The organism is Candidatus Thiosymbion oneisti (assembly GCF_004359955.1).
Taxonomy (GTDB): Bacteria; Pseudomonadota; Gammaproteobacteria; order Chromatiales; family Chromatiaceae; genus Thiosymbion; species Thiosymbion oneisti.
Genome location: NZ_SMSC01000003.1, coordinates 52,431 through 66,679, shown reverse-complemented (window position 1 = coordinate 66,679; position 14,249 = coordinate 52,431). Strand labels below are relative to the sequence as shown.

At 58.4% G+C, this 14,249-nt stretch carries 14 protein-coding genes; 10 read left to right on the top strand and 4 right to left on the bottom strand.

Annotated elements, in window-relative coordinates; all coding sequences use genetic code 11:
• Nucleotides 1–245 precede the first annotated feature (245 nt).
• Nucleotides 246–1,457, top strand: coding sequence for a bifunctional glutamate N-acetyltransferase/amino-acid acetyltransferase ArgJ (argJ, locus tag E1958_RS02220; RefSeq protein ID WP_133510418.1), 1,212 nt, complete (start codon nucleotides 246–248; stop codon nucleotides 1,455–1,457).
• Nucleotides 1,458–1,681: 224 nt separating this feature from the next.
• Complete coding sequence (locus tag E1958_RS02215) at nucleotides 1,682–2,632, top strand: Nudix family hydrolase (RefSeq protein WP_133510417.1); 951 nt, start codon at nucleotides 1,682–1,684, stop codon at nucleotides 2,630–2,632.
• Nucleotides 2,633–2,833: 201 nt separating this feature from the next.
• On the opposite strand, the gene E1958_RS02210 is transcribed toward E1958_RS02215, so the two are convergent.
• Entirely contained in the window at nucleotides 2,834–3,952 is a 1,119-nt protein-coding gene (locus E1958_RS02210; RefSeq protein ID WP_133510416.1) for a PA0069 family radical SAM protein, read from the bottom strand.
• A gap of 258 nt (nucleotides 3,953–4,210) precedes the next feature.
• Between E1958_RS02210 and E1958_RS02205 the strand changes: the two genes are divergently transcribed.
• Nucleotides 4,211–4,735 (top strand): ferritin, encoded by a 525-nt coding sequence (locus tag E1958_RS02205; protein WP_133510415.1) that lies wholly within the window; start codon nucleotides 4,211–4,213, stop codon nucleotides 4,733–4,735.
• A 443-nt stretch (nucleotides 4,736–5,178) separates the two neighbouring features.
• Here the strand turns inward: E1958_RS02205 and E1958_RS02200 are convergent, their stop codons facing one another.
• Together E1958_RS02200 and E1958_RS21845 are read right to left on the bottom strand one after the other, a co-directional pair.
• A complete protein-coding gene (locus E1958_RS02200) occupies nucleotides 5,179–5,940 on the bottom strand; it encodes an SIR2 family NAD-dependent protein deacylase (RefSeq protein WP_243725219.1) in 762 nt (253 codons plus the stop codon).
• Entirely contained in the window at nucleotides 5,933–6,124 is a 192-nt protein-coding gene (locus E1958_RS21845) for a histidine phosphatase family protein (RefSeq protein WP_369334475.1), read from the bottom strand. The genes E1958_RS02200 and E1958_RS21845 overlap by 8 nt, the downstream gene beginning before the upstream one ends.
• A gap of 420 nt (nucleotides 6,125–6,544) precedes the next feature.
• Between E1958_RS21845 and E1958_RS02190 the strand changes: the two genes are divergently transcribed.
• The 7 genes from E1958_RS02190 (at nucleotide 6,545) to E1958_RS02160 (ending at nucleotide 13,453) form a co-directional block, all read left to right on the top strand.
• On the top strand, nucleotides 6,545–7,177 hold the full coding sequence (locus tag E1958_RS02190; RefSeq protein ID WP_133510413.1) for an ABC transporter ATP-binding protein: 633 nt from the start codon (nucleotides 6,545–6,547) through the stop codon (nucleotides 7,175–7,177).
• Nucleotides 7,168–7,959 (top strand): ABC transporter permease, encoded by a 792-nt coding sequence (locus E1958_RS02185; protein ID WP_133510412.1) that lies wholly within the window; start codon nucleotides 7,168–7,170, stop codon nucleotides 7,957–7,959. Before E1958_RS02190 ends, E1958_RS02185 begins: the two co-directional genes overlap by 10 nt.
• Nucleotides 7,960–8,130: 171 nt before the next feature.
• Nucleotides 8,131–8,400, top strand: coding sequence for a type II toxin-antitoxin system Phd/YefM family antitoxin (locus E1958_RS02180; RefSeq protein ID WP_133510411.1), 270 nt, complete (start codon nucleotides 8,131–8,133; stop codon nucleotides 8,398–8,400).
• Between the two features lie 3 nt (nucleotides 8,401–8,403).
• Complete coding sequence (locus tag E1958_RS02175) at nucleotides 8,404–8,724, top strand: type II toxin-antitoxin system RelE/ParE family toxin (RefSeq protein ID WP_133510410.1); 321 nt, start codon at nucleotides 8,404–8,406, stop codon at nucleotides 8,722–8,724.
• Nucleotides 8,718–9,893, top strand: coding sequence for a DNA methyltransferase (locus tag E1958_RS02170; protein ID WP_133510409.1), 1,176 nt, complete (start codon nucleotides 8,718–8,720; stop codon nucleotides 9,891–9,893). The genes E1958_RS02175 and E1958_RS02170 overlap by 7 nt, the downstream gene beginning before the upstream one ends.
• A gap of 2 nt (nucleotides 9,894–9,895) precedes the next feature.
• Complete coding sequence (locus E1958_RS02165) at nucleotides 9,896–12,406, top strand: ORC-CDC6 family AAA ATPase (protein ID WP_133510408.1); 2,511 nt, start codon at nucleotides 9,896–9,898, stop codon at nucleotides 12,404–12,406.
• A gap of 9 nt (nucleotides 12,407–12,415) precedes the next feature.
• Nucleotides 12,416–13,453: a hypothetical protein gene (locus tag E1958_RS02160; protein ID WP_133510407.1), complete on the top strand. Its 1,038-nt coding sequence runs from the start codon at nucleotides 12,416–12,418 to the stop codon at nucleotides 13,451–13,453.
• 64 nt (nucleotides 13,454–13,517) lie between these two features.
• Here E1958_RS02160 and E1958_RS02155 read toward each other — a convergent pair whose 3' ends face one another.
• Nucleotides 13,518–14,147: a response regulator transcription factor gene (locus E1958_RS02155; RefSeq protein ID WP_133510406.1), complete on the bottom strand. Its 630-nt coding sequence runs from the start codon at nucleotides 14,145–14,147 to the stop codon at nucleotides 13,518–13,520.
• Nucleotides 14,148–14,249 lie beyond the last annotated feature (102 nt).

The following is a 14,249-nucleotide window of genomic DNA, read 5'->3' as shown; positions in this document are numbered from 1 at the left end:
GGTCTTTCTGGCAAGCTGCGATCGATCTTACGGGCGTTTAACGACTGCTCGACGAGCCACTCCCCGAGGTGCTCTTTGATGAACCGGATGTCTTCTGCGGCAAGATTCATGGTGTGGGCAGATGCAATGAATACGCGACCGAGTATACCCTTGCTTTCTTTTGCTGTCCTTAACCTGCATATTTCACCCGGACAGCTGGCGGCACATGGATTTTCGATCTATTTCAACTTAAGTGGGGATCCCGGATGACCAACCACCCAAGCTCCTATCGACCCGTCCCCGGCGTGCTCTTGTCCACCGCAGCGGCGGGGATCCGCTATCGAGGTCGGGACGATCTGGCACTCATGGCGCTGCCCGCAGGTACGCACTGCGCGGCGGTCTTCACGCGCAATGCCTTCTGTGCCGCCCCTGTCCTGGTGGCGAAGCGCCACCTGGCGGTCGCGTCGCCCCGTTATCTGCTCATCAACTCGGGTAATGCCAACGCGGGTACCGGGGAACAGGGGCTTGCGGACGCCGTAGCCAGCTGCGCCGCGCTCGCCGCTTTGACCGGCTGCCACACCGAAGAGGTGTTGCCCTTCTCCACCGGCGTCATCGGCGAAAACATGCCCCTGGCGAAGCTGGAGGCGGCGCTACCCACGGCGCTGGACCGGATGTGCGAGACTGCCTGGCCCGATGCGGCGCAGGCCATCATGACCACCGACACCGTACCCAAGCTGGCTACTCGTCACTTTACCGTGGCTGGGCGCACCGCGGTGGTCTCGGGTATGGCCAAGGGCGCGGGCATGATCCGCCCGGATATGGCTACCATGCTCGCCTTCCTCGCCACCGACCTGGCGGTGGATCAGGCCCTGTTGCAGGACTGCCTGCGCGACGCGGTGGAGACTTCCTTCAACGCCATCACCGTGGACGGGGATACCTCCACCAACGATGCCTGCGTGCTGGGGGCCGCGGGCACCCTGGGCAACGAGCCGTTGGACGATCCGGGATCGCCGGATTTTGCGGCCTTTCGTGACGCGGTGGAGGCGGTCTGCCGGGAGCTGGCTACCGCCATCGTGCGCGATGGCGAGGGCGCTACCAAGCTGGTAAGGATACGGGTGGAAGCGGCCCGGAATGCTGCCGAGGCACGCCGCGTGGCCGATACCATCGCCCATTCCCCGCTAGTCAAGACGGCCCTGTTCGCTGCCGACCCCAACTGGGGACGCATCCTGGCCGCCGTCGGGCGCGCGGATGTGGACCGGCTCGACATCGCGGCCGTGCGCATCTGGCTCGGCGATCTGTGCATCGTAAGCCGGGGCGGGCGGGACCCGGATTACACCGAAGCCGCGGGACAGGCAATCATGAAAGAGGAAGAAATCGAGATCAGGGTAGCCCTTGGCCGCGGCGAGGCCGCAACCGAGGTGCTTACCTGCGACCTCTCCTACGACTATGTGCGCATCAATGCCGAGTATCGGACCTGAGCTCCGTACTACCGAGCACCAACACCGGGGGTGAACCACTGACACCTTGGGTTTCAGAAGGAAACATGGCCATCATGTTTGACAGACGAGCGCATTGGCAAAAGGTCTACCAGGAAAAATCCTTCCGGGTAGCACCTAACTATCACATGCACCCGGACAGCAAAGGACGCTTTCCTTCGTTCCTCATCGCTCTACCGCTTGTACCGGTGATGTGAGGCGACAGCTTGAACGAGCGCATACACGTCGCTGCGGCGGCCTTGCATGATCCCCAGGGGCGAGTCCTGATCGCCAAACGCCCGGAACGGGTCCATCAAGGGGGGCGATGGGAGTTTCCTGGAGGCAAGCTAGAGCCCGGCGAGACACCGGCAGCGGCCTTGGCCCGTGAGCTGAAGGAGGAGCTTGGGATCCGGGTCTTGACGTCCCGCCCCCTGATTCGAGTCCATCACAACTACGGTGACCGCCGCGTCTCGCTCGACGTCCATCGTGTGAGCGGCTATGCGGGCGATCCCTGCGGCCGAGAGGGCCAGCCAATCGCCTGGGTCCATCCCGATGCCATGGATCCCACCGCATTTCCGGCGGCGGACAGACCCATCATCTTGGCACTACGTCTGCCCGATCGCTATCTGATCACTGGTGAGGACCCACGCGATCCCGATCGTTTCATGGATCGCCTGGATCGCACACTGGCGCGAGGCATCCGCCTGGTGCAGCTACGGGCCCATGATCTGAGTGATGACGACTATGCCGGCCTGGCCCAGGGCGCATTCCGACTCTGCGTGCGGCATGGCGCTCGTTTGCTGCTCAACCGGGACCCCTACCTGGTCCGTGATCTCCCCTGCCATGGGCTGCACCTGACCGGGTGGCGCCTGGCCGCTCTCGCGCGCAGGCCTCTGGACGACCGGCGCCTGGTAGGGGCATCCTGCCACACCGCCCAAGACCTGGCCCACGCCGCACACCTGGGCCTGGACTATGCCCTGCTCTCGCCGGTCCGGGCGACCCGGAGCCACCCGGACGCCCGACCCTTGGGCTGGACGCGCTTCGCCGCGCTCGTCGAGGGCGCCGGGTTGCCCGTCTATGCCCTCGGCGGCCTGGGGCCCGGCGATCTGGATGTGGCCTTCGTCCACGGTGCCCAAGGCATTGCGGCAATCCGCGGGTTCTGGGGGCATCGAGGATGAAATTCGCTCGAATACATCTCAACCTGGAGGACCTGATCGCGGCAGGACGGTATGAACCAATCGGGAGGTGGGGCACGCTTCTCGTGCGGACCACCAATGGTACAGGATTAACAGGATTTTCAGGATTGACAAGATTTCTCTTTGGTTTTTGGGTCCTTATGACCCCCGACACCCACAGCAAAAAGTCCTGTTCATCCTGTCCTATTTGCGGCTGGCAGTGAGGGGAGGGCAACCACTTTCGGGATCGAACAAGGAGCCTTGGGCACCCGCCGGTCCGGGCGCCCGGAAGTGTTTGGGGTCCAGCTCCCAGCTCGCATCCTGCCGCAACAGACCAAGGCGTCCGGCGGCCAGCTCGAAGCGCTGCCGCAGCAGCTCGGCAATCGGTCCCGTGCCGGTAAAGCGAGTGCCGAATTGGGCGTCGTTGAGCTTGCCCCCGCGACACTGGCGGATCAGGCTCAACACCTTCCCGGCACGTTCGGGGAAATGGACCCGCAACCAGTCCGTGAACAGGTCTTTGAGCTCCAAGGGCAGGCGGATCAGCAGACTGTCGGCGCGAGACGCCCCCGCTTGGGCTGCCGCTTCCAGCACCCGTTCCAGGTCCTGGTCCGTAAGGCCGGGGATCAGGGGAGAGACCAGTACGCCGGTGGATATTCCGGCCTGCGCCAACGTGCGAATCGTCTCCAGTCTGCGCTGCGGTGCTGCCGCGCGCGGCTCGAGGCGCCGGGCGAGACCGGCATCCAGCGTGGCGATGGAGATCTGTACCGCGGCGCACCGGTCCGCGGCCATTGCGCCGAGGAGATCCAGGTCTCGCAGCACCAGGGCGGACTTAGTGGTCACCGCCACCGGATGGCGGCAGGCGTGGAATACCTCCAGCACCTGCCGGGTAATCAGGAGCCGGCGCTCGATCGGCTGGTACGGGTCCGTGACGGCACCGAGCACGATGGTCGCGGGTCGATAGCCGGGCCTTGCCAGCTCCCGCTCCAGCTGTTCGGCGGCGTCGGGCTTGTAGAAGAGCCGGCGCTCGAAATCCAGCCCCGGCGACAGCCCGAGCCAGGCGTGCGTCGGCCGCGCGTAGCAGTAAATGCAGCCGTGTTCGCAGCCGCGGTAAGGGTTGATGGAACGCTCGAAGGGAACGTCCGGAGATCGATTCCGGCTGATGATGGTACGGCTGGTATCCACCCTAAGCTCGGTGCGCAAAGGTTCCGATGCCTCTTGATACCAACCGTCGTCGACCGCCTCGCGGCGATGATCCGCGTAGCGGTTGTCCGGGTTGGAAACGGCGCCGCGGCCCCGTTGTGGTGTAAGACGATGGTGGCTCATGTCGCTTTCCCCCGAACCCTCTGCGATGGCACTATTCCCGCCGGCAAAAAGTGAGATCCGCGCGGGCAGGCAGCAGGTTGGGCGACCCTGGGGTAGGTTGCGTTAAGATGCCGGCATCGGCGCCACCGGAGATCAGCGCGCCTGTGGGCATCGTAGCGCAACACGTCCGATCCCCCAACCAGCTCCAAATCATTCAGGATTGCTTTTAATCAGACAGCTTCTAAGATAACGACACCTCGACAGACACGGAGACTTTAGATGATCTCGAATGCCATGGCGCAAAGACTCAACGGGCAGATCAACAAGGAGTTCTACTCGGCCTACTTCTACATGAGCATGTCTGCCCACAGCGAGAGCGAAAACCTCAAAGGCACTGCCGCCTGGTTCATGGCCAAGTACGACGAGGAGATGGCCCACGCCATGAAGATCTACCGTTACCTCCATGACCAGGGGGCCAGGGTCGAGCTCGAGGCGGTGGATAAGCCGCCGACCGACTACGCGGGCGTGCTCGACATGTTCGAGAAGACCCTCGTCCATGAGCAAGCGGTGACTGCATCCTTCAGCGATCTGGTGGAAGCCGCCCTCGCGGAGAAGGACCACGCCACGGGCATCTTTCTGCAGTGGTTCGTCACCGAGCAGATCGAGGAAGAGGCCACGGTGAGCAATATCATCGGTCGGGTCAAGCTGGTGGGCGAACGTGGCGAGGGGTTATTCATGATCGACAACGAGCTCGCGGGGATCGCGAAGCAGATGTCACAAACCTTGGCCACCCAGCCACAATAGGCGCGAACGCCTTCCATGCAGCTGAAAGGCGTGATACCGAAATGGGTAAGAAGGCCGGTAAGTGTTGCAGGAAATATCGGCAGGGAAAGGCCTGTAAGCATTGTCCGAAGAAGATGAGCCACAAAGGCACAAAGGGCGCAAAAAAACTGTGAATGCTCGAACCACGTGGAAAAACCGCGAATCATGCGAATCGACGCGAAAATTGATTCGTGTGGATTCGCGTGATTCGTAGTTTTTTCTGCATACTGACGCTGGTCGACGTTAGCAATGGTTTTAGCTGGCGAGACCGCGCTTCGGGCTTGTAAGGGGCTAACCTCTCTCTGCCGAACCAATTCATTCTTGTGGGCGCAGCCCACCCTGCGGTTGCGAAAGGACAATGGCCGATACCCGGAAGCAGGGCAGCGCCTGGTGGAAGATGTCGGGCTTGTACCTGACCTTACTGCCTACTCCCGGGCAGACAGAATCGTCGGCAGCAGCTTGCCAGTCGTTCCCCTGACGGAGACATCCACCCAGGGCGAGAGCGGCGTCTCCTGGGGGTTGATCTCGACCGTTTTGGCTCCTGCGGCGGCCGCGACCCGGCCCAGGCTTGCCGCCGGCTCGACCAGGCTGCTGGTGCCCAGGGACAGGAACAGCCCGCAGTGTTCTGCCGCCTGCCAGGCCGCGGCGAGGACCGATTCCGGCAGGGTCTCGCCAAACCAGACAACGCTGGGCCGGCGCGTGCCCCCGCACTGGCAACGGGGCGGATGCTCCGGGAAGGGAACCTCCCACTCCTCCCGCTCCTCGCCGCAGGACGTGCAGCGCCAGACCCAGAAGGTCCCGTGTAGCTCCAGCAAGCCCCGGGAGCCGGCCCGCTGATGGAGCCGGTCTACATTCTGAGTAATGAGGGTAAAATGCTTCCCCGCCGCCTCGAACTCCTCCTGTAGCCGCGTCAGGGCCAGATGGCCAGGGTTCGGCTCACAGTCGGCGCTCTTGCGGCGCCGTTCATCGTACCATCGGCTCACCAAGGCCGGATCCCGAGCAAAGGCCTGCGGCGTGGCAAGCTCCATAGGATCGTACCTGGCCCACAGACCCGTCTGCGCATCCCGGAAGGTCGGGATACCGCTCTCCGCCGACACCCCGGCACCGGTCAGGACGGCAATGGCATCCGTCTCACGGAGGAATCCACGGATCATCTCAGTTTGCGTTTGTAGCACTTCTTCAGGCACAGGTCATATCCCGTTCGATTGATTCGACTTCCACCACATATCCATCCAAGTAATCGATTATTTCAGATTCATTTATTGCTCTAATTCCGGATTGTAACCCCTCGACGATTCTTTCAGCTGTTTGTATACAGCGTTTAACCGGACTACTGATAACTTCATCCAGTTGCATACCCTGCTGTTTCAGTTGTTTTCCATAATTTCGACTTTACCGGCTGTAAAATTCAGACTGAAGTGGCGGGTTTGGCAGTCCTTGTGTAGCGCCTTATCAGGCTTTTCTATGCAACCACTAAAATGCGCTGCGATCAACCATCCCCGTGAGATTGTGGGCTAACTCCTCGCGACAGCGATGCATCACTGCCATCGGGTAACCGTTCAGACCCCGACTACTTTTGCCATCCATGGCGCCTAATCCATGGTACTTGGGATTCCGGCCTGTCTGCGTGCAGGACGCACAGGCAGGCAATCCCTGCCGGAATGACGCGGTGGGGGCTGAACGATTACGCCGTCGGGACAAGATTACCGTCATGCAGAACCTCTCTCGCGTCGGTCCTCCCCGGGTAAGAAGGGGACTAACGTGGCGTCTTCGGCACGGCGCTCGATTATAGTGGCCGCTCTGCGCCTTGTAGGCCTGCGACCCAAGGGCCTGGAGCCGGTCGATCTGGAGGTCGCGGCCGGCGAACTGATCTTCCTCTCCGGTCCTTCCGGCTCGGGGAAGAGCCTGCTTCTGCGCGCCATCGCCGACCTAGATCCGCACGCGGGCGAGGTCTTGATCGACGGTGTCCCCCGTGCGGCCATCTCCACCCCCGAGTGGCGTCGCCGGGTCGGGCTGCTCCCGGCCGAATCCCATTGGTGGGGAGACCGGGTCGGCGATCACTTTCGCAATCCCGGTGCCGGGACCGGAGAAAACAACCCCGAGATTATCGGTATCTTGAATCGGCTCGACTTCGGCACCGAAGTGCTGGGCTGGTCCGTCTCCCGACTCTCCACCGGCGAGCGCCAGCGCCTAGCCCTGGCCCGCCTGATCGCCAACCGACCCGAGGCCCTGCTGCTGGATGAGGCCACTGCCAACCTGGATCCCCTGAACCGGGACCGGGTAGAGGCCATGGTCCGGGACTATCGGCGGGATCGAGCCGCGGCGGTGCTCTGGGTCAGCCATGACCCGGAGCAGCGCCGGCGCCTGGCCGGACGGGGCCTGGTCATCCGCAACGCACGGCTGGAGCCGGAGCCATGGATCTGATCGAGCTCAGCCCCTGGGATCTCACCTTGGCCGCGGGTCTGGTTCTACTGCTGGCCCTCATGTCCTGGCGCCTGCGCTTAGGGGTGGGGCAGCGGATACTCATCGCCGCCGCCCGCAGCGCGGTGCAGCTCGTCCTCTTGGGGTTGGTGCTCAGCGTCCTGTTCGAGCTGCGCAGCCTGCCCTGGATCGGTGCCCTGACCCTGTTCATGCTGACGGTGGCCGGCTGGGAGGTGATGGCGCGCCAGCAACGACGCTACCGTGGTCCTTGGGGGATGGGCATCGGCACCCTGTCCATGTTCCTCTCCTCCTTCAGCGTCACCCTGCTCGCCCTGCTGCTCGTTATCCGAGTCGAGCCCTGGTATCAGCCCCAGTACCTGATTCCCCTGCTCGGCATGTTACTCGGTAACACCATGAGCGGCATCGCGATCGCCCTGGATAACCTCACCCGCCACGCCTGGGAGGGCCGCGGCCGCATCGAGGCCCGACTGCTGCTCGGCGCGGATTGGGACACCGCCATCGCCGACATCCGCCGCGACGCCCTGCGCTCCGGCCTCATCCCCATCATCAACGCCATGGCTTCCGCCGGCATCGTCAGCCTACCGGGGATGATGACCGGTCAGATCCTTGCCGGCAGTCCACCCATGGAGGCGGCCAAGTACCAGCTACTCATCATGTTCCTGATCTGTGCCGGTACGGGACTGGGGAGCGTCGCGGCGGTCTGGATCGGCTCCCGGCGGCTGTTCGACGAACGCCAACGCCTGCGGCTGGACCGATTGCGATGAAATGGGTCGCGGATCGCGGAATTCTTCAGGACAAGATCCCATCGACGCCGGCCTCGGCAAAGCTCGCCGTGATACCGATAACCCTAAGGTTGGAACCGTCGCACCGGATAAAGGTGCTCTTCATCGGTGCTAAAATCGGACCACCGAACGAAATGCCGAAGACTTAAGACCATGGCAATAAAATTTTCCGAAGATATCGTGTCGCTCACGGACCTGAAGGTCCATCCGGGCCAGGTTGTCAAACACGCGGCAGAGGCTCACCGGCCGGTACTCCTGACGAGCCGGGGACGTGGGGTTGCGGTAGTGCAGTCCGTCTCCGACTACGAGCAGGCCGAGGAGGAACGTGCCTTTATGCGCGCCGTTGTGGCAGGGCTGGCCGATCTCGAGGCCGGTCGGGAGGTCTCTCTGGCCGAGGCGAAGGCACGGTTCGGACTCAAGTAGCCGATGTCCGCCATCGGCATCCGCTGCGCGGAATCCGCGCTCGCGGACCTCGCAGACATCAAGCGTTGGTATCTCGAACGAGGCGTACCCGACACGGGAAGTCGACTCATCGCGGAGATTTTCGAACGGATAGAAGTGCTCCCCGATCCTCCCGGCATAGGCCGGATTGTCCCGGAATTCAGACAGAAATCACTGAGGGAGCTGATCCACCCCCCGTTTCGTATCGTCTATCGGCGGGAAGCGAATCAGATACGGATCGTCCGCGTTTGGCGTAGTGAGCGGGTGCTTCGTCTGGTGTCTGGGGAGGCCGAGAATGAATGCTAGAGATCGCTGGACATCGAATGTCAGGTGAAAAAATCAAACCGCCTGAAAATTATTTGGATCTGTTGACCAATGCGACGCGGCGGCCTCCGCATTGGGTAAATGCCTGTACCCACACCGAGTCCACCTTCCATCAACTTTCACCCTATATCGGTAAGCTGAAAAGCTCTATTGCAAGGGACCTTATCCAGCGTTACAGCAGACCCGGTGACATCATTATCGATCCTTTTGCAGGAAGTGGAACCATTCCACTGGAAGCCGTTTTACTCGATAGGCGCGTGATTGCCTTCGACGCCAGTCTCTACGCCGTAACCTTGACCAAAGGGAAGCTTGGAGCACCAGCGAGGCTCGACCGGACGCTCTCAATTACGGATGATTTATTGATGGAGGCAGAGCGGAATCCGTTGCCCGATTTACGCCGTGTTCCCAAGTGGGCGAGAACTTTCTTCCATCCACGTACCTTGAAGGAGGCATTTCGATTCGCGCAGGTAGCGAAAGAGGCAAACAGTCCCTTCATTTTGTCGTGTCTCCTTGGAATTTTGCACCATCAACGCCCAGGATTCCTTTCCTATCCCAGCAGTCATCTCGTACCCTACCTGCGTAACAACAAATATCCGCGCGATAAGTATCCCGAATTATATACTTATCGGGCACTCCGACCACGTTTGGAAGCAAAAATCGAACGTGCTTTCAAACGTCCCCCCTCGTCGGTGACCCATCGTAGGACGGTTACTTGTGAAAAGTCGCGCGTTCAGGATATCCGATTGTCAAAACAGATTGATTGTTTGATTACCAGCCCGCCGTACATGAACGCGCTGGATTATGGCCGGGATAATCGTTTAAGACTCTGGTTCCTGGGTGAACAACAGCCTCAATTGTTTGATAGGAAATCGAATGGGCGAGAAGAATTCAGAGAAGCTATCAGGGCCGTCGCGTGTAACCTGGAGAAATGGCTCAGGCCCGGTGGTTACGCATTATTTATAGTAGGTGAACATGATGCCCGCGGAATAGACAACTACCCTTCTGCCGAGGTAGCGACAATCATGAACACACAGGCGCCCTCGGTCGGTTTGAAAGAGGTCATAGCAGATGTGATTCCGGACGTCCGCCGATCCCGGCGTCGGCTCTCGGGGGTGAAGAAGGAACACGTCTTAGTGTACCAGAAGAGATAAAGATGCGTAAGCACTTACCTGACCCGGTCCTGTTTCTTGGGCATTATGTCCCAGGACACCCCCGAGTCCGAGTTACGGAATTAATTAACAAGGGGAATGACGCCCTTGTCTTTCGCGCCGTGAATGAGAGTACGGGTTACGAATTGGCCTGTCGCATCGTTCCGCCTGAAAACCTACCCGAAAACAAGGAGGCAAGGCAGGAATGGCTTGAGGCAGCAAAGAGGATTTCCAACGAGGTAGAACATTCAGCCGCCGTGCCCTGCCAGGACGATCTGCTTTGGGAGGTAACCGACGATGAAAAGACGTATGTTGCATTTCTGTTTCCATTCATCAAAGGTCGGAATCTCCGGGATTATGTAAAAAATAACAGGAATGAGATCACAATCCCTTTTATCGAGAAGTTCCTGGTGACCATGTTCGAGTTGCTGTATGCAATGCAGCAGCGCAAGATCGAGCATGGGGACCTGCATGCCGGAAATGTGATCGTAGCCGATCCCGCCGAGACTGCCATCGAGCCTGAATACTCCTTCAAGATCATCGACTTTGGTGTCCATCACGTAACCTCATCCGTGGGGGGACAGTCGGATTATCATCGTATCGCAGAAATGCTGAGGCTCCTGTTGGGCACCATGGATAGGAACGGCCCGGAAATCAGTGCTCAGGATAAATACATCTGGGATATTTTGCGTGATGAGTTCTTAGCTCGTCATCTGATTGAAGACGATCCGTTAATCGACCAATTAGCACGAAACCCGAGAAAACTTTATTCAAAAATACGGGATTTGAGAACGGCTTATCAACGTTATGTTGAAGAGCGGGAACAAACAGGAATGGTTACCCCATTCGACTATCCGAACTGCGAGCAGATGGGAAATCTCCATCTGCTGCTGGACGCACTTTACTCTGACCGGTTTCTGGGATTATCCCAGATTGAAGCACGTACTAACCTGGTACTCACCGGACCACGGGGTTGCGGCAAGACAACCGTCTTTCGGGCCTTGAGCCTTCAGCACAAACTCAAGGTGGGTAAAGATCAACCAGATAACCTATCTTACATTGGCATTTATTACCGCTGTGACGATTTGTATTTTGCCTTTCCGCGGTTTCGCAGATCCGAGATCCCTGAAGCTATCGATATTCCGATGCACTTCCTCATCGCCAGCCTTGTCAGAGAGACCCTCGTAACTATTCAAGGCTGGGCTCGCAAGCATTTCTCCGAAGACTTTCGGCGGATTGAATCGCAGGCTTGCCGGAGGTTGTGGCAGGCGTTCGATTTGAAGCCTCCCCAAACGCCGGATGCGATGCAGTTTGACTCGCTGATAGCTAGATTACAGAAGGAACGGAGTCGGGCTACTCGGAAGTATCCGGTTCAACATGACCCAAAACAGGGTTTTGGCCGCTATTTTGGCCCTCAATACCTGAAACAAGTATGCCAAGTTCTGAAAGAAGAGTTTGGATTTCTACTTCGGCATCCCTTCTATTTCTTCATTGATGACTATTCGGATCCCAAGATCACGACGGACTTGCAGGAAAATTTGAACCGATTGGTGATGCATCGCGACAGTGATTGCTATTTCAAGATTTCCACGGAGAGTCCCGTGTCCTTTGTTCCACGGGATATCGACGGAAAATCCTATGTGGAGACGCGGGAATACGATCTACTGAACCTCGGAATTCGTTACATTAGATCAGGCGTAGAGGATAAATTACCCTTTTTAGATAGCCTATTCGAGCGACGCTTTAGAAAGGTTCAGAATTACTCCGTCACCACGCTGGATGAACTAATCGGTGACAAAAAGAGGAACGAGAACGAATTGGCGCGCCAACTTCGGGATCGGGTGCCGAATGATACCTATTCGGGAAGGACAACACTCGCAGCACTTTGCAGCGGCGACATTCACTATATGATTCGATTGGTCGGTTCCATGGTCGCCGAAATCGGTGGAGTAGATGCGTTGAAGTCCCGCGAACAATCACCCAAGATCGATTATCAAGAGCAACATCGGGTTGTGAAGAAGAATGCCGGTGAATTCCTCAACTCGGTACGCATGCTCCCGGAGGTTGGTCAGCGTTTGGCGGATATTGTTACCGCATTCGGCAATGTCGCACGCTCCTATCTCAAATACAGGACGTCAAAAAACCAAACGGGAAAGCCTCCCTATCAGGCGATACGCATCGAGCCTTACGAGTCTTTTGAACTCCATGACGAAGCCGCTAAGATCCTGAAGGCTCTACTCCGCTATTCGATCTTTTTGGAGGATCCGCGTGGAAAGAGCCGACGGGGTCAGATCGTACCTCGGTATCATCTGCGTCGCTATCTGATTCCGAAACTCAATCTTACCTTGAGTGGGAGAGATTCCATTCCGTTGAAGTCTGGGGAGATTGAACAATTGCTCACTGATCCAAAGAAGTTCGAGGATCAGAAACGTATACGTGGCCCAGAGGATCGGCAACGTATGCACAACCCGGACGAAGAAGGGCATACTAAAGATTTGTTGAGTGACCTTAATTGAGGTGATCCAATGATTGAACCCCTGTTACGCACGGATGAAAAACTGGATAAGCTGGCCTGGCCGGGGCTTGAATCCATAGCTAAGCCTGAGATCGAGTCCGGGCAAACTATCATTGTCGCCAGCGGTTTTGAAGATCGAGCCGGAGCCTATCTGGATGAATCCTTGAAGAATGAGTCCACCGGGTTTCGCGTAATCGCTATCGAGTATCGACCACACTATGATGAAAATCGGAAGGCGCGATTAGAAGACCAGTGCCGATCTGCAGGAATCGAACCTGTCTGGATAGTCTATGACCGTCACGATCCGACAGGAATCGGCGAGCGTATCCTGACTGAAATTGGTCAGGATGTCCCCTTGATGGTAGATATTTCAGGCATGAGCCGACTACTGATTGTTCAGTTATTGGTGGCTTTAGGACGGCGACCCCAGGGTTATGCGAACTGTAAGCTCATCTACACGGAGGCTGAGGAATATCCGCCATCGCGGGGTGAATTCGAATCGGACTATGCCAATGCAGAAGAGGCAGATCCGACATTTATTTCATGGGGTGTTCAGGCGTTGGCGGTTACGCCCGAGTTGACCTCACCCGCCATGGCCGGACAGTCTATCCGTTTGGTCACTTTTCCTTCTTTCAATCGGGCCCAGCTGAGACAGTGTATAGACGAGTTGCAACCGACTTACATCAACTTAATCGAGGGGATACCACCCCATGAAGCGTACCGTTGGCGCGCTCGTGCCATTCGACAGTTGAATTCCCAAGCTATGGAAGCCATCCCAAACCGAAAGGTCCATCAAACAAGTACACTCGATTACATAGAGACCTTGCATTTGATACTGGAACTCTATGCGAAGCATTCGGCGTTCGACAAATTGGTGATAAGCCCCACGGGAAGCAAGATGCAGAGCGTTGCGGTCGGTATTGCTACGGCATTTTTACGGGACCTGCAGGTCGTTTATCCCACGCCAATGAAATTTACCGACAAGGAGCGTCATACGGTAGGGATTGCCGATTATTTCAGACTATCACTTGGGGGTATTCACTTATAAGGATGGCGATCCCCGGCGAGAGATGTGGGCTAGGAGACGGAGAAAACCCCTATCCGCCGCAGCTTCAAGACAATTGCTCGTCACCACCGGCGATCAGAGCCATCCGCACCAGCTCGGCCAGGGAGCTTGCGCCCATCTTGTCCATCACCCGCGCCCGATGCGCCTCTACCGTCTTGGCGCTCACCCCCAGTACGGTAGCGATCTCCTTGTTGGCCCGGCCCTCGGTAACCATCTCCATGACCTCGTGCTCGCGGGGCGTCAGCTCCGCCAAGCGGACGGCGATCTCCGCCCGTCGCGACTGGAGCGCACGTTGTTTCTCGTCGAATTCCAGGGCGTTGCGGATGCTGGTGAGCAAAGCTTCGTCGTGGAAGGGTTTCTCAATGAAATCCACGGCCCCGGACTTCATGGCCTTGACGGCCATCGCTACATCACCATGTCCGGTAATAATGATCACCGGGAGCCGGGAATCCTCCCGCGCGAGATGGGCCTGCAGCTCCAAGCCGCTCATTCCCGGCATGCGTACATCCAGAAGCAGACAGCCGGCCCGCCCCGGAAAGTAGCTGCTCAGAAATTCATCCGCGGAACCATAGGTTTTGACCTGCATGCCGATGGATTCGATGAGCCACTTGAGCGAGCTACGCATCGCCTGATCGTCGTCCACCACGAAGACTGTGGGTGTGGGTCCGTTGTTCATGCATGCATCTCCTCTGAGAGCCTGTCTGGCATACGACTGTTCTACTGCGGAATCGAGGAGGCCGGTCAGATTTCCCGCTACGAACGCGTAAGCCAGACAGGC